Origin of the sequence: Legionella quateirensis, assembly GCF_001467955.1 — a bacterium.
GTDB lineage: Bacteria > Pseudomonadota > Gammaproteobacteria > Legionellales > Legionellaceae > Legionella > Legionella quateirensis.
The window spans coordinates 44,865-69,610 of the sequence record NZ_LNYR01000046.1; the positions used below are offsets into that span (position 1 = coordinate 44,865).

Below are 24,746 nucleotides of genomic sequence, written 5' to 3' on the forward strand. Positions count from 1 at the left end.
GGGCACAACACAGTAGCCATTGCTTGATCATCATGCTTAAAAAACAATCTTGACACTCCAACATGTATGATCAGATAATCGCCAACACGAACTAAATCAGTGTCGATTTAGTTCTTTAACAATCATTCTCCAGGAGTTGGTGATGGATAAAAAAGCACTTGAAGTGTTTATTGCTGATTTTTATCAAGCATGGAAAAATCGTGACGAAGAAAAAATTCCTACTTTTTATGATGAAAATATTCGTGCTTATTCGGATTTTACTGAAATAACCTTGAAGGATATTCTAAATCGTCTGGAGTTCTCAAAAACTAAATTTGCTGAAGTCAATTACATTATTGAAGACCAATTTATTGATGAAGCAGAGGGTAAAATAGCAATTCGGATGAAACAACGTCACATACTTAAAGATGGTGGCTTAGTAAAATGGGAATCGATTATGCATTATAAAATCGTTAACCATAAAATCACTGAACTATGGATGTCTTTCTATCCAAATGCCGATTATTTAAACAATGATCAATTCTAATTATGAAGTCATTATAGTTGGGGGCGGCCCTGTTGGAATTGCCCTTGCTATAGAATTAGGATTGAACCAGGTTAAAACTCTGGTTCTTGAAAAATATGCGAAGCCATTGAAAATGCCACGCGCACAATCATTATCGGCCCGCACTATGGAATTTTTTATACGTTGGGGTGCAGACATGGCTCTTGAAGAGAGTCTATTGCTCCCCAAAGATTTACCTCAAACTGGAATTTGGTGTTCTACCTTATGCGGAGAAACCTATTTTGAAACAGCATGGGGCGATAATCAACTAAAAGAAAATGCCTCCCCTAAAGCAGGTGTTCGATCCCCTATATGGATTACAGAAGAGGTGCTGCGTACGAGGCTACAGGCGTTTCCAAGTGTTGATTTTCTTAAAGAACACGAAGTCCAAGACATACAAATTGATAATAAGATTGTCTCTATCACTTCTTTTGATAAAAACAGCCAACAGAAAAAGGTTCATCAAGCAAACTACCTGGCCTGTTGTGACGGGAGTACCGGCCCGACAAAACAACTGTTTAATAATTGTTACAACACGATGTCAGATGCCACAAAAATGCTGGGTACGATGTTCATTTCTAAAGAACTGATGCAACTAAAAACTGTTCCTGATGGCATTATGTATTTCGTATTGGCAGAGGGTGCTATGGCTTTTGTAGGCCCTATCGATCTGCAAGAAGGACTATGGCTAGCACAAATTGTCTGGAATAAACCAGAAGATCCAGATGAACTTTCAATTTCCTCAATAATCGATGCTATTGTGGGTATTCCCATTGAAAAAGAAATAGTTGATTTTAATATATGGGATATGCAAGTTAAAATTGCGGATTTTTTCAATTTTAATAATCAAGTTTTTTGGTTAGGAGATTCCGCTCACGCTTTTGCTCCCACCGGAGGATTGGGCTTAAATACGGGATTTGGTGATGCTCATAATTTGGGTTGGAAATTAGCTGCAGTTATTCAAAACAAAGCTTCAGCCAAATTACTTGAGACTTATGCAAAAGAACGTCATCCAATATGGCTAAGTAATCTGAATTTTGCGGGAAATAATGCGTTAGAGTTTTTAGAACTAAAGAAAAAATATCCCCCTGAAGTAGATTATAAAGCATATACCATGGCTTATGCTGATTTAGGAAACCGCTATTTAAGATCCTCAGGCCTTACTTTAGGGTATGCGTATTTCGACTCCCCATTAACTCAATTAATGCCCCAGCAAGTGCAAGAAAATAATCCATTTGAATATACCCCTAAAACCGAACCGGGATATTTTTTGCCTCATGCCATACATCAAAACGACACTATTTACGCCACGTTATCCCCTACTCTATGGAATCTTATTGTTTGTGATTCAGATCCAGTTCAAGAGTCTGAAAAGAAAAAAATTGCAGATGTATTTTCCTTGGATGATATTCACATTGTGAAAGTAGCTGCGAATACTTACCCCTATTCTTATCTTTTATTACGGCCTGATTGGCATATTGCCCGTTTGGGAAATAGTCTTGACAGTATCGCCGGCTCTATACAGGAGAAGCTCCAATGCGCTTGACCTTCCTTTTAATTGGCCAAGACTCTTTGTTAATTCAATGTGGGAACGTGCTACTCGAAAAAAATCATGAAATTAAATGGGTAGTTTCTCAGGTTGCCTCTATACAAAACTGGTGTGAAAAACATAATATTCCTTGTTTACCGACCTTAAATGAATTACCAGGTGAAAAAAAACAGAGTGTCGATTATTTGTTTAGCATCGTAAACGGTAAAATTCTAACCAAAGAAGATCTGCAAATAGCACGCTATGCCTCCATTAATTATCATGATTCCTTGTTACCAAAATATGCTGGTGTACACGCCACGACCTGGTCTATTTTAAACAACGAGACCTTTCACGGTATTACATGGCATCTTATTAATGAGGGGATAGATGAGGGAGATATTGTTTATCAGAATAAATTCCCTATTGCTAATAATGAGACAGTTCTGACATTGAATTTACGATGTTTTGAAGCAGCGGTGAAGGGATTTTCAGACATCCTTCAAAAAATTGAATCCTCTTCGTTAAACACATTGAAACAACAAAAAGAAAGTCGGAGTTATTATGGGCTAAGCCACGTTCTTCCTGATATGGGTTTTATCAATTGGAACAAGGCTAATGCGGAGGATGTAATCCAATGCTACCGTGCACTTAATTTTGGCAACTATACAAATAATGTCGGGTTGTTAAAGCTCTACTTAAATCAAACATTTCTTATTGTTATGGATGTTGCCTTATCCACGTATCCTTGTTCAATACAACAAGGCGGTGTAGTGCTCGCAATAGAAAACGAAGGTTTAATAGTTTCTACTCTTACTCAACCGATTGTGATTAAAAAAATCATAACTCCTATGGGTGCTTCAGTAACACCAAAAGAGCTTATTGAAACTTATGACATAAAAGTTAATAGTCATCTTCCCCAAATATCACCCCAAATTGTTGAAGAAAATACACCCGTTTATAAAAAAGCCTTAACTCATGAGCAATATTGGTTAAAACAACTTATCTCAAGCACAGAGCATGGTTTTTTTTCAGATAGAATGTTTGAGGAAAATGGAACCGAGAAAAAGCTTTCTCCAATTCGACTCAATACAGCTTCAACACAATTGGCTCATAGTTCTGAAGTTTATCTGCTCGCAAGTATAATGATTTATTTGTACCGAATTAATAATTACGAATCCTTCACTGTATTTTGGCATCAACCTCAAGGGTTAAATACAACTAATCTTTTTTCTAATCTTTTGCCCATCTCTGCACATGACTTTCAAAGCGATCTAAAAATTGGGGAAATTATAGAACTGGTTAGTCAAAAATTAAACTCTATACGTAGGCATGGAACTTATCTTAATGATATTTATATGCGACAACCGTCTTTAACATCTATAGTTCAGGAAGCTAAAAAGTATGTAATTACCGTAGGAACTGAGCGTACAGAAAACTCTTTAATTCATTTTGGCATCCAGCCTGACTCAGATGAAATCAATATAGCGCATTATATTAATAGTCATTATCAAGGTGGAACGGTAATGCCCGTGCTGGAAAATATGTCAGCTCATATAAACACTATTTTGCAAATAATGTGTTCGGAACCTAATTTATTAGTGCATCAATTTTCATTTCTTGAACAAGATGAGCACGCTCAGTTATTGGAATGGAGTATTGGGGAATATCGTCCCTTACCGAGTAATACCATTACCGATTTATTTGAACAACGAGTTAAATTTTCCCCGGAAAAAACGGTACTCTTTGAAAACAATACCCCTTTAAGTTATTACCAGCTTTGGTTAGAAGCAGAATCTATCTCTTCATATTTACAATCATTACAATTGCCTCATCAATCTGCCGTATCGTTTTCAATGGTCCCCAGTGCGACAACACTTGCCTTAATGCTAGGTATTTTAAAAGCGGGACATATTGGCGTCCCTATAACACCAGGTACTTTTATTGAGGAATCAGTAGCAAATTATAAAGCTGAAACCTTGCTTGATCACAAACCTATGAGTCAAAATTTAACTGTTTATTCATCTAATTTATCAGTTGGTAAACAGGAGTGTTTGCGTTTTTACACACCGCAATCAGTATGTGACACATTAAATCAAAAGCAAATTATTAATTACAGTTATTGGTATGCTAATACTGTAGGTTTAAATGAGCATTCCCTATTAAATGTTCATACTTCGGTACCTTTTAACCTGCTCATGATGAGTATGTTATCCTCGATAATTGTAGGTGGAACCCTGGATTTTAATCAGGTAACCGCTTGTAGAGAAGATTATCTGGATCATCTAAGAACACAGAACATTACGCATCTACGGATATCGGCTGAGGAATGGGAGTTTCTTCTGGATTATCCAGAATTAGTGAGTCAATTAAAGTCATTGCGTTATATCGTATTAACCAATACGGTGAGTCATACTGATCAGATTATTGAATGGCGAGCCCTTAATTCACAAAGTCGTTTTATAGTTATATCATAGCCCGATTTCACAGGGCTATATTGTTTTGTTTATTTGATCGAACAGTTAAACAGATCCTTTATCGCGACACTTATAATGTGCACTGAACTCTCAATTCAGTGCGCTTTGCCGTAACAATCTCAGGCTCGGGGTACGCTTCCAAGACACTGCCATCATAGAGATATAAAGAGCATTGCTTATGTTTTCTTACATCATGGATTACTTTTACCATCCCGGCAACGCTCTCAGAAACAGTTAATGGACTTGTTGGGCCGCCCATATCGGTTTGTACCACACCCGGTGAGATTGGAAAGGCACAAGGCCTATCATCGACAGCACCGCCATTGACAAACCATTCTTTTGCTAACTCAATGTTCCAATTTTGAAATAGGATGTTGCCCGCAGCTTTACTTGCTCTATAAGATTGATATCTTCCTTTTAAATTATTAGCAGAGCTACTTAAAGTAGAGCTCATATAAACGGCACAACTATGAGGATGCAGTACCTTGGGAAATAACGTTCTCATGATTTGATCTGGAGCAAAAGTATTCACTTCCATAGTTCGGCGTATGTCCTCAACTCGTTCAGTTAATGGTTGAGAGCCAGGAGGACAAAGAATAATTCCAGCATTCAAAATAAGAATATCAATCGGTCTATGAATTTTATCTTTAAGTAGATCAACCGCTTCATAGTCTGTGGTTTCCAATTCGCTGAGTTCTAAACGCCCAGCATATTCCTCTTTTAATACTCTTAACCCATCCCATTTTCCATTATTTCGATACGTTGCAAGTACATTATGGCCTTGAGTCAAATATTCTTTTACAAAACCCAAACCAATACCGCGGCTTGCACCAATCACCACTACATTTAATGGCATTACACACTTCTTAAACATCATAGCTCATTACCTCTGGCTCTATCACCGCTTTAGTACAATCCATTCTTTGAGGTTTTTCTAAAAAACCTGATGTAATTAGAGAATGGAACTGTTGCTCAATCATCTCCTGATAGGAGGGAGTTATAATCTCATAATCGGGTGCTATTGTCGTGCTTTCCAGATCGGTTTCCCGTGCATTAGTACGTATTTTATAAAAGTGGGATAACTTATACAGTGCATTATCCTCGTCTAAATTATTAATGATGTTATTCCATTGCTCTTCATCATCCAGCGCTTGAAAACAAAATCCAAAATTTTTGGCTAATTGTAAATAATCCGACCAAAGAATGGTTTTAATATTATTTAGATTATAGGAAAATAAATTGGGCCGTTGCGACAGGTTAATGATTGCTTGTGATAACAAATCCACTGGCATCATTTCCACTTGTTCTTGAGAACCAATAAACCCTTTTTCTAATTGCAACAACCCTTTTAACCGCAACAAAGTATGATTGTCGCCGGGCTCATATATTCCGTTAATACCCGCAATGATATTGCCTGGGCGATACACATGGGCAACAATCCCTCGTTCATTTGCTTCTTTTAATAGTTGTTCGGCCACCCATTTAGTCGTTAAATAGCCATTAAAACTCAACTGAGCCTCAATAGAATCCGGACTCAAACCAGGTAATCGCTTTACAGGAGAAATAACGCCTGCAGCTAAAGTGGACACGAAATGTAGGGCTTTGTTTTTAACTGATACGGCAAGTTTAAGCGCTTCCTTTACTGATTGTACATTCGAATGATACAGCAAACTATAATCATAGATGTGATGAACCCAAGCCCCCACATGCATTATAGAATCAATCTCTTTAGCCAGGAATTCAAAATCATGTTCTGATAATCCAAGCTGAGGTTGATTTAAATCTCCCAACACCGGGATAATCCGGTTAGAATGTGCAGGTACCAGTTTATAATGTTTTTGCTTCATCACAATTCGATGAAGAGCTTCCTCTTTTGAACTTGCTCGAATTAAACAATAAATCTGCGCTTCAGTAGTGTTCAATAATTCAAACAACATGTGTGCACCTAAAAAGCCAGTCACCCCAGTGATTAAGATGTTTTTAGGATTAAGGATGTTTGGATTCGTTTCTTTTAGCGGTCTAATGTTCTCTGCGAGAACTCTATCATTATCTAATCGGTCACAAAACTCCCGAACATCTTTTGTTGTATCATAATGTGTATCTGTTTGCGCAGACAAGGTAGCAATAGTTGGAGCGGCAATAAAACGACCTAATAAAAAATCCATCTTTAATTTATTATTCAATTGAGTCAACATTTTCACTACTAATAGAGAATTCCCCCCCAGCTCGAAAAAGTTTGATGAAGAACCAATCACATCGAGCGGAACTTTTAAAATACCAGCCCATATCGCTGCAATCTCATGTTCAAGTTGTGATCGCAAAGGAATAATAGCTTGTGTACTCGTAGGTATATCGTGTCGTTGATTTAAAACATTTCTGTCAATTTTTCCGTTAACAGTCATTGGAAAAGAGGGCAGTTCAGTCACTATTTTAGGCACCATGTAGTCAGGCAAAAATGATTTTAAATGTGCCATTAAAGCATTGTTCTCGATAGCAACACCAGGTTTGGTTGTATAATAAGCAGCCAGATAAGCTGAATCACCTACCCCTTTTAAAAGTACGACGGTATGAGTAATTCCGTCAAAACTACCCAATGCTGCCTCAATCTCACCAAGCTCAATTCGAAAACCACGTAGCTTTATTTGAAAATCTTTTCTTCCCAAATATTCGATAGATCCATCCTCCATCCATCGTCCCAGGTCACCGGTTCTATATAAAAGGGCACCCTCAGGCAAACCTAAATAGGAAGCATAGGGATCTGGAAAAAATTTTTCTTTTGTTAAATCATCGCGATAAAGGTATCCTCGTGAGAGTCCACGCCCACCAATACAAATTTCGCCCACAATCCCCACCGGACACCATTCGTTATTGTGGTCTAAAACACACATACTAAATTCTTCTAATGGCCAACCAATATTATCTCGTCCCTTATCGATGTCTTGTTGGGTCACGAATTTATAATTGGTATATACTGTTGTCTCTGTAATCCCATATAAATTAGCCAAACGTGGTTGTTCTGTTCCATATTTTTCTACCCAGGGTCGAAGAATCGAAACTTTTAATGACTCACCAACAAAACCAACATATCTTAAAGATTCCAATTTTTTATTAGAACGAAGATCTTCATTAATAAAAAGTTGAAACGCTGAAGCTGTTTGCGTCAGTACTGTCACCTGTTCCGCAGCAATTAAATCATAAAATTGTTTGGTATCTCGTGTTACTTCATAAGGAATGACAATCAAAGAACCTCCATATAAAAAGGCTCCCCAAATTTCCCATACTGAAATATCAAAACAAAATGTATGAAATAAACTCCATACATCGTTATTATTTAAATTAAATTGCTTATCTAAAGAGGCAAACAAGCAATTCACGTTTTCATGAGTAACCGCCACACCCTTGGGCTTACCTGTAGAACCAGAGGTATATAAAACGTAGGCAATGTCTTTGGGGTTAACGCGATGATTTAAAGCTCTGTTCACAAAGTCAGGTGAGACAGCAATGGATGTATCATCCATATAAATAGTATGCGTTGTTGAAAACTCTAAATTCAATGCATCTTGTTTTTTATGAGTTAACAATAAGGATGCCTTGCTGTGATTAATAATATAATTAATGCGTTCCTGGGGGTATTGGGGATCTACAGGTACATAAGCTGCACCCGCCTTTAAAATTCCCAGCATCCCAAAAATCATGTCTTCATTTCTATCAACACACAAAGCAATAAGCGTGTCAGATACTAACTCCTGGTTATAAAGTTGCTTGTATTTCGCGCGAATATAAGAGGCCCATTGATTACTTTTCTTATCAATTGTTTCATAGTCATATCGATTAGTACCAAATACTAAACCTATATTTTTAGGATAATGTGACGCTGTCTGCGAAAATAATTCACCTAGAGATTGTGTCACCTCTCGCCCTAGTTTTGCTGTAAAAAATCGCTCCTTCATGTGTTGCTTTCGACCATCATCCAGAAGACTAAAAGAACCTAACACCTGTTCAGGACTATTAAGTATATTCTTGAGTAAAATTTTAAAACTTGTAGCAAATTGCTCAATGAGCTCACGATCAAATAAACAATCTCGATACTCAAAGTAACCAATGACTTCTTTCTTTTCTTCCAACATAAAAAGAGACACATCAAATTTTGATGTTTTTGTGTCATAGTGTTGTTGAAGCTGAGCGTTAATTCCATCAAAACTCAACTGCAATTTATCGGTACTGCCCCAAACAAAAAGTGTTTGGATGAGAGGATGTTGACCAGCAGCCCTTCTTTCCAGGTTAAGCTTTGGTGCAATATGCTCAAAAGAAACACTTTGCCTGGACAGATAAGCAAAAATTAGTGATTTAACTTTGATTACTAAATCCAAGAAACTATTCTGTTCTTCTAAAACCAAACGAACAGGCATAGTATTGATAAAATAACCTATTATTTCTTTCTCAAGATCAGACTCACGATTTGCAAAAGGCACACCAATAACCACATCATTACTGCGAGTATAATGACTGATTAATAAAGCATAAACAGAATATAAAACGTGAAACACTGTTGCTCTATGCGCTTTAGAAAAGCAGATCATTTGTTCATAGAGTTCGTTTTCAAGAGTAAAATAAACACGATTTCCTGAGTAAATATCTTTCTGTTGACTTGAGGGTGTAGTTAAAAAATTTAAACCAGAATAACTCTTTAATTGCTCAGCAACTTGCTCAACCTGCTCCTGATAGTCCGCGGTAGCATAATTCTCCTGCTCAAATAACACATGAGTGTAAAAAGATGTTCTCGTAAGTTCTTCCTGCACTTCTCCGCGCATTATTTGACTATAAAAAGTATTTAAGTCATCAACCAAAATAGAAAACGAGGTGCCATCAGTAATAATATGATGCAAAACGATAACAAGAACATGCTCACTTTCGTTTTTTTTAATCAACGACACCCTCATTGCAGAAGCGTTCATCAAATTAAAAGGCTTGGCAATCTCCTGGTTAATGTATGCTGTTATTTCTTCTTCATCATTTAATTCCACTAAATGAAAATCCAGGGATGCCGATTGATGAACTGACTGCAATAAATTGCCTTCATCATCAGTATTAAAGGAAGTACGCAAAATATCATGTTTTTGCATTAAAAGCGTAAATGCTTTTTTTAAGACATTAATCGGTAAATAACCCTCAAGGGTATAAATTAAAGGTTCATTATAAGCAGACTGTGCACATCCACCCATAGAATGAATAAACCAAAGTTCTTTTTGGCCTATAGAGAGTTCAAAAGATTGAGCAAGATCGTGCTTTTGTTCGAAGTACTCATATGCCATGTTCAGCCACCCTGGAATTAATATATTGAATCATTGAACCAAATTCATTGTATTGAGTAAGCTCTTCTAAATGGAATTTGGCGGAAAACGCTCTTTTTATATAATTGAACAAATCAATGTAGGAGAGCGAATCGCCCCCTAGCTCAAGAAAATTAGACGATTCATGCAACTCTGCCGCAGCAACTCCTAATGCTTTCGACCACATATCTTTCAATTGCTTTTCTAATGACTGCGATTCTTTGATTTCGCTGGTTTGTATCGATGGAGCAACTTTTGACGCATTTATTTTAGGCAAGCAATAATATTTTCTGGTAAAGCAATAGGTGGGAATACTTGTCTTTTGAGAAGAATGTGCCTGTTTATTAAATTTCTCCCAAATGATTGGCAACTCTTGAGTCCAGAGCATGCCCGCCATCTGCAAATAAAGAAGCTCAACTACTTCCACGAATTGATTCAATTCTGCTTGATCATAAGAATGCTTATCAAAAAATTTCTCTATTGATGAAAGCAATCGAATCAACAACTCGCCAAACCCAAAAAAGAGATAGGCTACATCCCAATATTCGTCATCATTTAAATAAGATGAAATAAAACGAATATCTTCACTTTTTGAGATTGCTGATACAAGAAAATAGCCTCTGTATTTAAATTCTGCGCGTCCACATTGTGCAGTGTAGGCCACATTAGGCAGATTCATTGCGGAGCATCCATCCAGATATTTTTTAAATTTGGTTGCCATCGCATACAAGGACTCCCTGGTTTTTGCTGAAAAAGGAATCAAAAAATAGCCTGGTTCGAAATTTTGTTCTAAGGACTCAGAATACTCTTCAAGAATCATATGAGCATTCGTTCCACCAAGACCAAAAGAGCTGATTGCAGCACGTCTAAGTCCTTCACAATCCCATTCCATGGTTTTATTAGAAACACGAAATAGTTGATTAAATGAAGCAATTTCAGGATTAAGCGTTTCAAAATTAAGAGTAGCTGGAAGTATTTTATTGTTTAGTGCTAATGAAGTCTTTATCAAGCCAAAAACGCCAGCAGCCGAATCGGTGTGCCCTATATTGGTTTTCACAGAGCCAATCGTACAATAGTCATTTTTATTACTATACTTTTGATACACCTGATGCAAAGCAGTCCATTCAATAGGATCGCCAAGCATAGTACCCGTACCATGAGATTCAATATAAGTGATGGTATCAGGCGTTACCTCAGCATTTTTTAATGCTTTTTCTATTACCGCAGATTGGCCTGTAACACTGGGAGCTGTAAAAGCCATTTTGGAAGAACCGTCGTTGTTAATAGCTCCGCCTTTAATTACCGCGTAAATAGTATCTTTTTGAGCAATCGCGTCACTAAGGCGCTTTAGAACAACGACACCTACCCCACTAGTAATGACTGTACCTTTAGCTCGTGCATCAAATGCACGGCAATATCCATCCGGAGACTCTATCAACTGTTCTTGATAAGGGTAACCATAATTATAAAAAAGAGACACGCCCCCTGCCAGAGCCATATCACATCCCTTTGTTTTCAAATTCTCACAGGCCATCTGGATTGCGACTAGTGAACTTGAACAGGCTGATTGAAGTGTAATGCTTGGCCCGGTAAGGTTTAATTTAAAGGACACTCGGGTACTCAAAAAATCCTTTTCATTTCCCAATATTGCTTGAAATAAATTCGGATCACTAACGGCTTGGTTGTACACGTGATCCATAAAATAAGTATTTCTTCCCTGGGTTGCAAAAACACTGATGTCCCCATCGAAATGATCTGGAATATTCCCACTGTGCTCTAATGCTTCCCAGGCACATTCAAGAAATTGACGGTGCTGTGGATCCATGATTTCAGCATCTTTTACTGAATATCCAAAAAAATCCGCATCAAAATGAAAACTATCGTCAAAAATAGCACCGCGTTTCACATATGAAGTACTTGCAATTAACGTATCGGATATTCCATGCTCTTGTAACTCATCTTGAGTAAAATCACGTATATTTGTTCCTGCTGTTTTAATAAGATTCCAAAATGACTCTGCATCTTTAGCCCCAGGCACACGACAAGCCATCCCAACTATTGCAATAGATTCATTAATGTTCGGCTCAGGATCACTGAACATGTTTTCAGTGCTGCATTTAAACTTATTCATGCCACCTGAAGCCTTGAGTAACTCGACTATACGCCCTGATAATAACGATAATGTGGTGTACTGAAATATCTCGACGATATTAATTGTAACCGAAAAAGCATCCTCTAATTCTTTACGAACCATCATAGCAGCAAGCGAATTCCCGCCTAGATCAAAAAAGGATTGTTCCTCACTAAAATTTTGAATATTAAGTGTACGCGACCAGATATCATAAATTGTCTGCGCAACCGATTGTGATTTAACTGGTTTATTATTTGGGCTTATTGCTTCAGTTAAAATAGGCTTGGGCAAGGCTTTTCTGTCTAGTTTACCGTTGGTAGTTACAGGTAACGTATGTAAATGCACAAAGACACTGGGTATCATATAATCAGGAAGCGTTAACGATAGGTGCTCACGAATTAAATGTTCATCTAATTTTTGTGACGAAACATAATATCCTGCCAAATAGGAAAAATTGTCATTTTGTTGTAACAACACAACACTGTGCTGAATCTCAGGGTACTCAACCAGTCTGGTTTCAATTTCTCCCAGCTCAATGCGGTATCCACGGAGCTTCACCATAAAATCATTGCGACCTATATATTCAAGATTTCCACCCTGTAACCATTTTACTAAATCATTGGTCTTATAGATTAAAGGGTAATTACATCCACTTTCATTAAAATAAAGGTTGGGAATGAATTTATCTTGAGTCATTTCAGGGTGATTCAAATACCCATTTGACAAACTTGTACCGCCCACATAAAGCTCACCCGTTACACCAATTGGTAACAGCTGCAAATGTTTGTCTAAAACAAAACCCACTCGATTCGAATACGGTCTACCGATAGGTACTGAATTTAATAAACTAAAATCCTCTTCGATGGTGTAAGTAGTACAAAAGGTACTGTTTTCAGTAGGCCCATAAGCATTAATTAAAAGTGAAGGTTTATAGGGTGATTGAGACAATTTTAGCATAATATGTTTTGTTAATGCTTCACCACCAACCATCATCATACGAACTTCTGAAAAAACGGTTTCATCAAGAGTAAACAACAGATCAAACAGTGCCCGAGTCAATAATATAACGGTTAATTTTTTTTCTTTAACTGTTGTTTTAAACAACTCGGGATTTGATAATAAATCAAAAAAATTGTCAGGAATAAATAAACTGGCACCACTTAATAAGGCCCCCCAAATTTCCGTTGTTGTAGAATCGAATGATACATCTGAAAAAAATGCCACCGTATCTGTCTCATCCGCACTAAAATAGCTTGCACAGACGGTTTGTGAAATAAGAGTGATGTGCTTTGCTAACACTCCCTTTGGATTTCCAGAGCTTCCTGAGGTGTAAATAACATATGCTAAATTATTGGGGTTTAAAGGTACATGTAGATTTTCTTTGGATTCATTGAAATGAGGCTCCAAATTCATTAAAAAGAGATGTTCATCATAAGCTTGGAATTTATCAAATAAATGGGTGTCTGTGAGCATTAATTTGCTCTGGATATCAGATAAAATATAGCTTATTCGAGTATCGGGATACTCGGGATTAATGGGAACATAAGCGCCCCCTGCCTTGAGTATGGCTAATATCCCAATAACAAAATCAGCACTTCTTTTTAGGCAAATTGGAATTAATGTATCGGGTGTTAACTCAGTTTGTGTGACTTTCTTATATTGGCTGCGTATTGTGCGCGCTAATTGATTCGTAAGTTCATTTAATGCGTTGTAACTTAAAAGACGGTCTTTATAAATTAATGCCGTTTGATTGGGAACACGTGCAACCTGAGCCTCAAACAATTGACACGTTGTTTTTACATCAAAGGAACCTGCTTCCAACTCTTTAGGACCACATTGAACTTGGAGGTATATATCAGAACACTCTATAGTTGAAGTCATATTCAAAAACCCGTTTAAAATTTAATTATAATTATCATTGCCTCCGTTCGATTTAGGTTAAACATCCTTACTGAATCACATACACTGCCGATGTACCCTCATAATTTAGATGAATTAAAACGCTCGCTCCGAGTAAATAAAGAGCCTAAAAACAGCAGGGTGCTCAATTTACGAATACCCCCCTTACGAGAAAGCGACAATACATTATTCAATTATAAAAAGAGTCCTCAGGACAAAAGTACTCTTCGCAAGACAGTTAAAATCCAGCAACCCCCTGGGAAGATTATGTCTAGAGTTTCAGGTGTGTTGATAGATAGAAAAAATCACGATTAAAATCCTATGATTCAACCAATCCTAATTGTTGATTTTTTGTTTTAACACTTCGTAAAGCTAAAATACCCACTACGATAAACACACCACTAACAACAAAAGCAAAACTGGATCCATACTGATTCAAAGCACCAGTCAACAACGGGCCAACACCCCAGGTAACAGAGGATAAGGCCGCAACCACACCCATAACTCGTCCTTGCCAATCACTTTCTGTACTATCTGAAATCAAAGTCAATAAAGCGATATACATCAATCCCGCAAAAGCAGAAATACAAGTAAAGAGAACTATGTTCACTACAAAAGAATCAATGCAAAGAGATAAAAGAAGATAAGAACACAATTGCAATACTAAAGTTAAAAAAACCACTGTAGTCTTTTCAAGGTAATTAAAAATATATTTTCCACCAAACATCAATGTCAATGAAAAAACAATGGCTTCTGTACTTAGTACAGTTCCTGTGGCCGAAGCATGATCTGAAAATTGTCGGCTTAAAAACACCGGAATATCTGAAAAAAATAAACCAAAAGCCACCATAGAAAAGAGTAAAGAAACGAGATAACTGGATAATACAGGTTTCTTAAAGGCAATTTTTATATTTGCAAAATCCTTCAAAAAATTGAACTTCTCCCCTTTTTTACTAGGTGCATAAGTTTCATCAAAGAAAAGCGTAATTCCAATAAAACCAATAGCGCTCATCAACGCACCAATTAAGAAAGTAGTAGTACCCAAAGGCGCATAACTCGAATTAAGTAATAGATCGCCCAAAACGGGTCCTAAAGAAAAACCAAGGCAGTTCGCGAGCATCACGATAGATAAATTGAATGCTTTATTTTGGGGAGTACTGATATCAACAGTAGCGGCTTGAGCAATGGATAAAGAACCAGCAGTGATACCTGAAATAATACGACCGACTACCAAAAGCCAGATAGCGCTGAAGTAGCAACCTAAAGCACCTAAAATAAAGCCAAAAGTCAAACCCAACATGGAAATTATCAGACCAGGTTTTCGTCCATAACGATCTGCTACCCCTCCCAGAACTGGAGCAAAGAAAAACATAAACACACTGTAAATAGCGAGTAAAAACTCATAGATCATATATCTGGAAGCATCAGATACAGTAGCTGGTAATAGAGAAACGTTATCTGTTAGAAATAAGGCAGCAAAAACTGAGAACGCAATCCCCCATCCCATAGAATCTACAAATACCACCCAAATTAAAGAAGATAAGCTGATGTTTTTTTTATTCATACCGTTCTTTTATAAACTCCGATGAGTGATAATTATACGCACACCTTGTTAAAATACAAGGATTTATACGTGAGAACAAGGGCTGTTTAAATTTTTTGATAATAGTAATTCTATCTCTTCCTTTGTTCTAAATTTATACTCAACTTTAAAGCCTTCTTGAATAATTGTTCGATAATAGCCCCCATCAAGCAGGCATTGTACCAACTCATTCCCAGGTAGTAATTTACCAATAGGAGTTTCATCCACTACTACGCCATTGCTCATGTCTAAACTATTTTTGATTTCTTTGCCCGTGAGTAAACTCGCGTCAATGTTTATATTTAAATGATCCTCATTAGCATGGATTTGCAAAGTATGAAATGAAGGCCCTCGCGTGTCGTGAATGTTATTCGCTCGGGAATTAGCATAACTAGTGTCGCCATTGATAAAAACCACGCGGTCATCTTCAGAACGTAATAACGCGGGATGATCGCCACAAGGTTGATGGCCAGATAAAACCAATTGAATACCGTTTCGATATAAATAATCACTCACAAGGCCTGGAACAGGAACAAAACGCCGTTGAGAATCGAGCATGCTTGCAGCTACTATTGATCTGTATTCTGATGGAACTCGAATTGAAAAGGTATCGAGAGGAGAACGAGCTGGTCTTAAATCTAAAAGCATATTTTCAACATTTAAATCAGCCCATCGAGTCACCTCGGTTTTATACCAGATATTAAATTGATCTATCCAGGAGTGCATGTCTTCGATAATTGGGTCACTAGGCTGCATACTCGGTAGACGCCCAATATTTTCTTCCGTCAACCCGCCATGGACTGCAAAAATCCCTGCTTGCGGTATAATAGCAGCGAGCTGTGTCTGTTGAATATATTCACCAATTAAACCTTTTGGAGAATTCTGCTCTAAAATGCTTCGTAGCACCATATAATCAGAGATATCGGTAATAGAACAGCCTTTCTCTGTAGCCAAATGTTGTTGATGATAATAAAATGTATTAGGACAGCCCAAATTTTGCTCAAGCATCCACTTTAAATAGATAAGTTGACATTCTTCAATATCAAGGCAATTTACATAATGCTCAATGTCTTCTAAAGTATCTGTAGATTTATGGTTCGCTTCCATGTGTTTTTTTACATAATCAATGGGCAATTGGTGAGGAGCTGATAATAGCCAAAATGGAGCACTTCCTTTTATTAACCGCTCACGAATATACTTGGGGTTAAGTTCAACAAAAAATCGTGTTTTACTCGACTCTCGATTGCCAACAAGTAAAATTACTCTATCAGAATAACGATATTTAAAATCAAGTAACATTCGAGCGAGCTTTAAGTCTCCAACACCTCTGTCCGTGAGATCACCTCCAAAAATAAAATAAGGATCTCTAACCCCAGGGTGAAAATCCAGTTTACCCGTGGAATCAAATCGAACAACGGTGCTTTTTTTTATTGAACTTGAAAATGAAGGATAATGCCCTTCTGTATCCGTTATGTAGTGGACGTTCGTTCTATATTTTTTTACACGAGCAATTGGAGCAAATAACCCATTTAACGCTTTTAAATACATCAATAAACTCTCTTATCGAAGACATAATACAAAGCGGGAAATGTAACATAGTTAATTTAATATGGTCAAATTGGAAAAATCCACGCAAACAAGGCAAGAAAATGAACTTACCCAAAACTTAATCGATTTTACTTCAACTGTTACGCATCAGGCGCTCAATCATTTGTTCCAGATGCACCCAGTTTATTTTTTACTTGCTCAATATTAATCACTATCCTTATGATAACAATTGCCGTCTTCAAGATATTGAGTTAATTGTTCATAGGGCATAGGGCGCGCAAATAAGAACCCTTGATAAAAATCGATGTCGTATCTTTTAATGACATCATACTCTTCTTCAGATTCAATGCCCTCACAAATAATCTTAATGCCCAGCTTATTGGCCATTACACATATATTCTCCATAATCACTTGCTTAAACTCATTGATGTGGATATTTCTAACAAGCTCCAGGTCCAACTTAACATAATCAGGCTTTAGAGCGGATAATAGATTTAACGAGCTATAACCCGAACCTAAATCATCTAATGCAACACCATATCCTTGTTTTCGATAGAAATCCATGATGCTTAATAAATGCTTTTTATCATTTACTTCATCACTTTCGATAACTTCAAACACGATTTGAGACGGATCTAAATCTGTTCTTTTTAAAGCCCGGTTCGTTGTAGTCAAACAATAAGACGGGTCATAAATTGCGGTAGGATTAAAGTTGATAAATATTTTTTTTTCAGTACTCACTTTGTTCATATTTTCTATATGAGTAATTCTTGCCCTTTTATCCAACAAAAACAACATATCACTGGTTTTAGCAGCATTAAAAATATCTGATGGCGAAATGATGCTGTTGTTTATGCTTCCCCTTAATAAACATTCGAATCCATAAGGTTCCAGTGTTCCTTTGTGAACAATAGGTTGGCAAAAGGTGGTCAAAGAACCATTTTCGATTAGATCTACCAACCATTGCGCTAAAAGTAACCCGACCAATTTTCTCAATGTATACGTGTGGTTTAAAAGTACTTCTACCCCAGCATTCGCGTGTACAGAAGGTATTAACAATGCCTTGGAGTCTTCTAGCTCAACCTGCGAAAAACAAGTATCAATGATTTGACCCAGTTGATATGCTTCTTTGGCAGAAAAAGATAAAGTAATTACATTATCATCCGTATGGATATCATATTTATTATCGACTAAGTGATTGAGAAGCTTAGTTGAACTATGGCCTCTTGGTGGAGCAATAAGCAACGTGTATTGACCAGAGAGTTGATAAGTACGCACTGAGTCACATTTTTCACATGGCATTTCAGATCCTTCGCATATATATTTCCTTATATAAGTCACTATAGTACTTATTTGTTCTATTTTCCTTAAAAGGCTGTTAGGGCGTTGCATCAGTACGAACATCGTAAAGTAAAAAATAAGGGGCGTTATTTTGCAAAATTATGAGGGTGTATTGACCATTCCGATTACGCATGCAACGACCCTTTATCGATTATTTAAAGCAGGCTGGCTGTGACATTTTGCCCAAGGCATACTATTCTGGTTATTCAACACAATGATTTTTAGCAAAAACCGGCACCCACGTCCGATTGTTAGTTAGATAAATATCTTGATTTTTAATTATTAATGGATACATCAATAAGTCTTTAAACAATCTTCTATACTTAAAAAAAACAATACCTATCACGAACTCCTGTTTAGTCGCTGGATTATATTTGTGATGACCTGGTGTAGGTGCTTTGTCGTCAGATAGGGTGCTTCTTTTGGAGACAAATTATGTCGGCACCAAGAACGATGGCTGTCATTTTAATAGGTACTTTAGTTTGTGCGGGAACTCTATGGATGTGGAGTTACTACTCCATGCAATCCCCTGTGATAACAATTAAAATTGGTGCATTGCTGCCTTCTTCAAACGGAGATTTGGCGGAAAATCGCAAAATGATGATACAAGGCATGGAGCTTGCGAAAGAATACATAGAGACCCAATACAAAGGACAAGTAATTCTCGATTTTGATTATCAGAATGGATGCTTTGCTAAAGAATCTATTCCAGCAGTTCAAAAATTTTCTCATGACAACGTTCCAATCATTGCAGCGTCATTTTGCCTGTTTGGACATCTGCCTATTTTGCCCGTAACTGAGGGGAATAAAATAATTACGTTTAATACAGCGGCTAATCCTGACCAGGCTTTAAATCTGCACTATGCTTTTTCTACAAATGTTGAAATAAAGGATGAAGCCCAAAGGCTTTCCCAGTTCGCATGTAACCAGTTGGGAGCCAGACGAGCAGTGACTATGTTCCTGGATACCCCTTTTGGTCATGATTATGATAAATATTTTACTTATGATTTTAATCACTGTGGAGGGGATGTAGTAGGAAGTTTTCCAAATGCTCCTGATGGTAAGCAATTTAAGTCGATGATTAACCAAATAAAATCATTGAATCCTGACATCATTATCACCGCTCATTTTGGTCTGCCTCTGGCGATGTTTATTAAAGAAGTGAGAAAAGCAAACATCAACGTGCCCATTTTAGGGAACTACGAAACAGAGGATCCTACTGTAATAAGTTATGCCGGAGATGCGGCTGAAGGCGTGATATTCTCTTCTTCTGAATTGAATGAGAAAACACCGATGATGAAAGATTTTGAAAGACGTTATATTCGAAAGTTCGGTACAGAACCTAACGTACTGGTTACTAATGTTTATGATGATGTAGTGCTGTCCGTCGAGAGCTATCTGGCATGTAAAAATGACCGAGATTGTATGGCAAACTATTTGCATCAAATCAGCAATTATCAAGGGGTAAGTGGAACTATTACTATTAAACCAAGTGGAGCCACTAATAAACCCACTATATTCAAAATAATAAAAAATCACACGTTTATACCCTATCAAAAATACCAGGCAAGATAATGAAAATAAAAACGATGTTACAACTATTTTTTTTATTGTTTGTGTTGATCTCTGCTAGCCTGGTTAGTCTTGTTGTTGTGCAAAAAAACAACTTGGAGCGGATGATAATAAAAGGTATGTTAGCAAACGAAATCGTCAGAGTGGTGAACCAACGAGAAAAAATCATTAATAATTATATAAATGACCATCAAACTGAACAGATTATACTGCTACAACTCATGTACGAGATAACAACTAAACTGCTCCAATCCGACGCATTCGATACACCGGAAGAACAGGCTGTTCTTGAGGGCATGCGTGAAGATAATGTAGCTATAAATAAATTACTTACTGAGTTAATTATTTTTGAGCAGGAAAATCAATCGGAAATAAAAGGCCATGCCGATAATCAACCTTTGCTAAATAAATTTAAATCCTCGTTAAATAAAATAAGTGAATCAATAATGGCAGAAGCCTATCGATTAAGCGAAATCAATCGAAAGAACATCAAAAAAACCATGGAAAAGGTTGATTTGATTGTTATCTGCTCTGTCTTGACTCTAATTGTGCTTGGTTTTTTAGTTTTAATTTTCTTAAGAAGAAAAATCTATACCCCCCTTTCCAAGCTCAATGAAGGAATTAAGGTTATTGGGGAGGGTGATTTGGACTATAAAATCGAAGCTCATCGAAATGACGAAGTGAGCTTACTCATCAAATCGTTTAATGAAATGGCCCATAACCTGAAAGATCGAACCATAGAACAACAACACATACGCAACAAGCTGGAGAAATCGAATCGAGCTAACGTGTATATTGCTCAGCACGATTCGCTTACGAATCTTCCAAACAAAATTATGGCTAAAATTTTTTTATATAATGCGATTAAGCATGCGAACAATACTAACTCAATGGTGGCGGTAATTGATCTTGATCTGGATAATTTTAAACGCATCAATAACACCATAGGTCATTTAAAAGCCGATCTCTTGATAAAAAAAGTAGGGAGACGGCTGCAAAAAGTGACGCGCACTAATATTGATCTTGTCGCACGATTTGGTGGTAATGCATTTTATATTATAGTTCCATTGATTAAAACTAAAGATGAGGTTACTGCTGCTACGGAAAAAATCCGTAAAACCATTACAAAACCATTAAGTATAGATAAAAAAGAATTTTACCTTACGGCAAGCATTGGCATCAGTCTTTATCCGTTTGATGGTGTAGAGGTTAACACGCTCCTTGAACAAGCTGATTTTGCTATGTATCAGGCCAAAAATGCAGGCAGAAATAACATTCAATTTGCACTTCAAGAATTAAGAGATTTAGAGAAGAAAAAAGGCGAAATGGAAGTGGAAATGCACCATGCTATCGAGAATAATCAATTTATTCTCTACTATCAGCCCATCGTCAGTACTAAAACCCACAATATTGTTGGAGTGGAGGCGTTGATTCGCTGGATAAATGATAAAGGGGACATGATAAACCCAGAAGAGTTTGTCCCCATAGCGGAGCGATCAGATTTAATTATATCAATGGGTGAATGGGTTTTAAAAACAGCCAGTAAACAATTTAAAGAGTGGCAACATTACGGTTTGCAAACCATGGCTATTAATATTTCGGTACATCAATTAAGCGATCATTTATTAGAACTAACAAAAAATATACTGAAGCAATTGGAACTCGCTGAAGGCAGTCTTATTTTTGAAATTACTGAAACGGTATTGATGCAACAAACTGACGTGATGCTTCGATTTAATAAAATCCTGACCGAGATGGGGGTTAGGGTATCCATTGATGATTTTGGTACCGGCTATTCTTCATTTACTTACTTAAATAAATTTAATATTTCTAATCTTAAACTCGACGTCTCATTTATTAAGGACGTTAATAACGATAAAAGAAAAGCAGCTATCGTCAAAGCCATTCTTCAAATGGCACATACATTAAATATAAAAACCATTGCTGAGGGAATAGAAACCAAAGCAGAGTTTGAATTTTTAAAAGAAAATGAGTGTGATGAATGCCAGGGCTTTTATTTTAGCAAGCCACTGCCCCCTCATGAACTAGAGAAATTATTGCAACGTAATGTGCCAGACTAAACTATTTTATCCGTTAATAAATCGCTCTTATCTGGGTCTTTCTCAATTCAAGGAGTACTAATCAAGATCACAACCTATATAATGGTCTATCATAAGTAATAATGGAGAAAATAAGAGAGTTCGTTTAGATATTCTCTCAAACACATTATTCATTCAAAAGGATGTATGTTTATGAAAAACATTATATTTTTACTATTAATGTGCATCTATATTGAGTCATCTGGAGCAACTCTCGTTGTTAAAGGTCAGCCAACTCCATTAGAATATCAAAATGATGTATATTACTGGCCTCTCAATCTTGCTATTAGTCCTGGGCTCCAAACCTTATACATTACAATGGATGGCATTAATAAAGTGTGTTTTTTGAATACGGCTCCTCCAGGATTATTGGAGCAAATGTCTGAGATCAGTATTATTATCAAAGGTAAAATGACAGATTGGAATTGTTTCCCATATACAACTACCTACTATGAGGTCCGCCCATAATACTGCAAACGCAGCAAGCGTAGAACCTGTGCGAAATAAAAATTTCAAAAATTCAAAAATTCAAAAATTCATGTCCATTTAAAGTCATTTTTGATTAAAAAATCATAACTGTGGTATAATTTTATATTGCATTATTAATCACTATATATTTATGCCCGAGATTATTGAAATTGCGATGGATGAGTGCGATTTTACTTCAGATATAACTACAGATTTAGTTACTTATGGAGTGAGTACCTGTATTGCTTTTATAATTTATGCTTCATTTTATGATGAAGATGACGAGTTGATACAAGCACGTGGTTTATACCACTGGTCTGGTTTTAAAGCAGAACCAAAAGATCCTGCCCTATCCATGAACAACACTTTAAGCTATTTTTTAGATGAACTCAGAATGCATTTTGACTTCCCCTTCGAGCTTGATATTCAAATAGATTCATTACATTTCATCGGTGGAGAAAAAGCAGTATGGGAAGATGGCGAACTCATACTTTCAGGCACAGAAAGAGAAGTGCTTCACTTAACTGAAGCAGTCAAAAACTTTGATTATGAAGGATCTAATTTTAGAAAGCCCAAAGAAATAAGCCATTCACATTTTCTGACTTCTGGAAATGAGTCATTGACTATAGAGGTCACTGCAAATAAGTGTATCTATGTAACAAAATTTATTGATAATTTTTGTGAAGAAGAACAAGAAAGCCATTCTTCATCATTAAACCACGCCTGTTAATATCTGGAACCGATATTATTTATCAATAAGTCCTGTGAACAACAAGGGGTTTGGGACGAGCGCAGAAAACACCCCTACAAAGTATAACTTTGTAGGGAGTATTTAAAATACCTCTATTAAATAGGTCTAAAAGTTCGTTCTTCCATTGAGTCATCACTAAGCGCTTCAGCAATACTGGCAATCGGTCTGGTAATCAAACTTACCGCACTAAACAATATATTAACAATTTGAGCCAAAAGCGAGCTAAAAATGTGGTGTATATTATCGACAAATGCATCCAGCTCTCTTTCAGTGGCTTTATCAAATAGGTCACTGGTTTTTTGTTGATTCAAGGTCCAGGTATAAGCCGCTTTTAATAAAGAAGCAGTAGCATTCAAAAGGCGTATAGAGGCATCAACAGCAAAAACTGTATCTAATACAAAGAAATCAAGAACTGGAGTGGCAACAAAAGCAAGAAAATCCGAATGTTTGGTTTCAGTTTCCTGAATCGGTTGAAACATTGTTAAGAAACGGTGCGCGGTTGACTCATAAGGTCTACCATTTAATAAAGGTTTTATTAGTTCGGCCATATCATAATGCTCCTATAGAGTTTAACTTTCGGCGCAAGGATAACATCAAATACTTAAGCAATTATTAAGACAAACTAAATTAATAAAGAAGCAACATTACCCTAAAGAACCGATCACCCAACCGGATTAGTAGAAATTAGTCCAACACTTATGGAGAACAAGTCTATGAACTGTGAGATTGATCTCAAGAATCCTTATAGACACTTCTTCTATATGACCAAAAAAAGAACAGTTATTGGAAACTGTGCTATAACTAAAATAGTGTTATCACTGGACAAAAAGATATGCCTGGCTTAACTTCCAAAATAAAAAGGGGTGCTAAGTATTTAATTACTAAGGCTAGTGCTCTTCATCAAGATGTAAAAGATGAGATGAATGGGGCAAGTACTGTTCATACTGAAGTACAACATTTATATAATAAAGTAAAAATTATTATGGAGCTTGAAGGAAAAAAACTTGATCCACAAGTTAAAGAAGCAGCGCAGTGTATGTTAAACGATTTACAAGCCGTACTCGAAGAAGATTCCAGTCATGGTCCTCTTACCCGACACCACCCAAGTGGCCAATATGACTTGGCTGAAAAAAGCATTGATATCATTTTCAAATATCAACCCAAACTTGAAGCAGCCCCAGGATTTTGGAATCAGATTAAAGCACATATTAATACATTTATTGAAAAAATATCCGGTGAAAAAAATGTTTTTGAAACACAAGGCACTGCGTTTTCTAAAAGTAAATCTTTTCAGGATCTGAAACAAAGCGTCACTGAACTCAGAGATGAAATGAAAAGTGAGTTAGAGCCTGATGAACCAGGGACGAAGTTTGAACATCGATAACACCATACAATAAACTCTGTTCATTAGAACAATGCTCCAAGTGTGACAGGATCCAAGGATACATCTTAACCTTTCCCATGCAGAGATAGAAC

Annotated in this window: 15 protein-coding genes; 8 read left to right on the top strand and 7 right to left on the bottom strand. The window is 36.7% G+C overall.

The window, feature by feature from the left end; genetic code table 11:
* Positions 1–142 precede the first annotated feature (142 nt).
* From Lqua_RS15250 to Lqua_RS15260, 3 genes are read left to right on the top strand one after another with little or no spacing between them, the layout of a single operon-like run.
* Entirely contained in the window at positions 143–526 is a 384-nt protein-coding gene (locus tag Lqua_RS15250) for a nuclear transport factor 2 family protein (RefSeq protein WP_058475147.1), read from the top strand.
* Positions 513–2,090: an FAD-dependent monooxygenase gene (locus Lqua_RS15255; protein ID WP_058475148.1), complete on the top strand. Its 1,578-nt coding sequence runs from the start codon at positions 513–515 to the stop codon at positions 2,088–2,090. The genes Lqua_RS15250 and Lqua_RS15255 overlap by 14 nt, the downstream gene beginning before the upstream one ends.
* Positions 2,081–4,549: a formyltransferase family protein gene (locus Lqua_RS15260; RefSeq protein WP_058475149.1), complete on the top strand. Its 2,469-nt coding sequence runs from the start codon at positions 2,081–2,083 to the stop codon at positions 4,547–4,549. The genes Lqua_RS15255 and Lqua_RS15260 overlap by 10 nt, the downstream gene beginning before the upstream one ends.
* A 70-nt stretch (positions 4,550–4,619) precedes the next feature.
* On the opposite strand, the gene Lqua_RS15265 is transcribed toward Lqua_RS15260, so the two are convergent.
* The 6 genes from Lqua_RS15265 to Lqua_RS15290 all read right to left on the bottom strand — a co-directional run bounded on the left by Lqua_RS15265 (position 4,620) and on the right by Lqua_RS15290 (position 18,341).
* On the bottom strand, positions 4,620–5,405 hold the full coding sequence (locus Lqua_RS15265; RefSeq protein WP_162264413.1) for an SDR family NAD(P)-dependent oxidoreductase: 786 nt from the start codon (positions 5,403–5,405) through the stop codon (positions 4,620–4,622).
* Between the two features lie 10 nt (positions 5,406–5,415).
* A complete protein-coding gene (locus Lqua_RS15270) occupies positions 5,416–9,861 on the bottom strand; it encodes a non-ribosomal peptide synthetase family protein (protein ID WP_058475151.1) in 4,446 nt (1,481 codons plus the stop codon).
* Positions 9,851–13,891 (bottom strand): amino acid adenylation domain-containing protein, encoded by a 4,041-nt coding sequence (locus Lqua_RS15275; protein WP_058475152.1) that lies wholly within the window; start codon positions 13,889–13,891, stop codon positions 9,851–9,853. Before Lqua_RS15275 ends, Lqua_RS15270 begins: the two co-directional genes overlap by 11 nt.
* A 337-nt stretch (positions 13,892–14,228) precedes the next feature.
* The gene (locus Lqua_RS15280; protein WP_058475153.1) at positions 14,229–15,473 is read right to left on the bottom strand and encodes an MFS transporter; all 1,245 of its coding nucleotides are present in this window, start codon (positions 15,471–15,473) and stop codon (positions 14,229–14,231) included.
* Positions 15,474–15,536: 63 nt separating this feature from the next.
* Positions 15,537–17,039 (bottom strand): metallophosphoesterase, encoded by a 1,503-nt coding sequence (locus tag Lqua_RS15285; protein WP_058475154.1) that lies wholly within the window; start codon positions 17,037–17,039, stop codon positions 15,537–15,539.
* A 204-nt stretch (positions 17,040–17,243) separates the two neighbouring features.
* Positions 17,244–18,341: an EAL domain-containing protein gene (locus Lqua_RS15290; protein WP_058475155.1), complete on the bottom strand. Its 1,098-nt coding sequence runs from the start codon at positions 18,339–18,341 to the stop codon at positions 17,244–17,246.
* A gap of 474 nt (positions 18,342–18,815) precedes the next feature.
* On the opposite strand from Lqua_RS15290, the gene Lqua_RS15295 reads away from it, so the two are divergent.
* From Lqua_RS15295 to Lqua_RS15310, 4 genes are all read left to right on the top strand, one after another.
* Positions 18,816–19,955 (top strand): ABC transporter substrate-binding protein, encoded by a 1,140-nt coding sequence (locus Lqua_RS15295; protein WP_058475156.1) that lies wholly within the window; start codon positions 18,816–18,818, stop codon positions 19,953–19,955.
* A complete protein-coding gene (locus tag Lqua_RS15300) occupies positions 19,955–22,033 on the top strand; it encodes a bifunctional diguanylate cyclase/phosphodiesterase (protein WP_058475157.1) in 2,079 nt (692 codons plus the stop codon). Before Lqua_RS15295 ends, Lqua_RS15300 begins: the two co-directional genes overlap by 1 nt.
* A 171-nt stretch (positions 22,034–22,204) precedes the next feature.
* Positions 22,205–22,519 (top strand): hypothetical protein, encoded by a 315-nt coding sequence (locus tag Lqua_RS15305; protein ID WP_058475158.1) that lies wholly within the window; start codon positions 22,205–22,207, stop codon positions 22,517–22,519.
* Between the two features lie 151 nt (positions 22,520–22,670).
* Complete coding sequence (locus Lqua_RS15310; protein WP_133141048.1) at positions 22,671–23,249, top strand: hypothetical protein; 579 nt, start codon at positions 22,671–22,673, stop codon at positions 23,247–23,249.
* Between the two features lie 116 nt (positions 23,250–23,365).
* Here Lqua_RS15310 and Lqua_RS15315 read toward each other — a convergent pair whose 3' ends face one another.
* A complete protein-coding gene (locus Lqua_RS15315; RefSeq protein ID WP_058475160.1) occupies positions 23,366–23,818 on the bottom strand; it encodes a hypothetical protein in 453 nt (150 codons plus the stop codon).
* Positions 23,819–24,102: 284 nt separating this feature from the next.
* On the opposite strand from Lqua_RS15315, the gene Lqua_RS15320 reads away from it, so the two are divergent.
* Complete coding sequence (locus Lqua_RS15320) at positions 24,103–24,654, top strand: hypothetical protein (protein WP_058475161.1); 552 nt, start codon at positions 24,103–24,105, stop codon at positions 24,652–24,654.
* Positions 24,655–24,746: the final 92 nt, after the last annotated feature.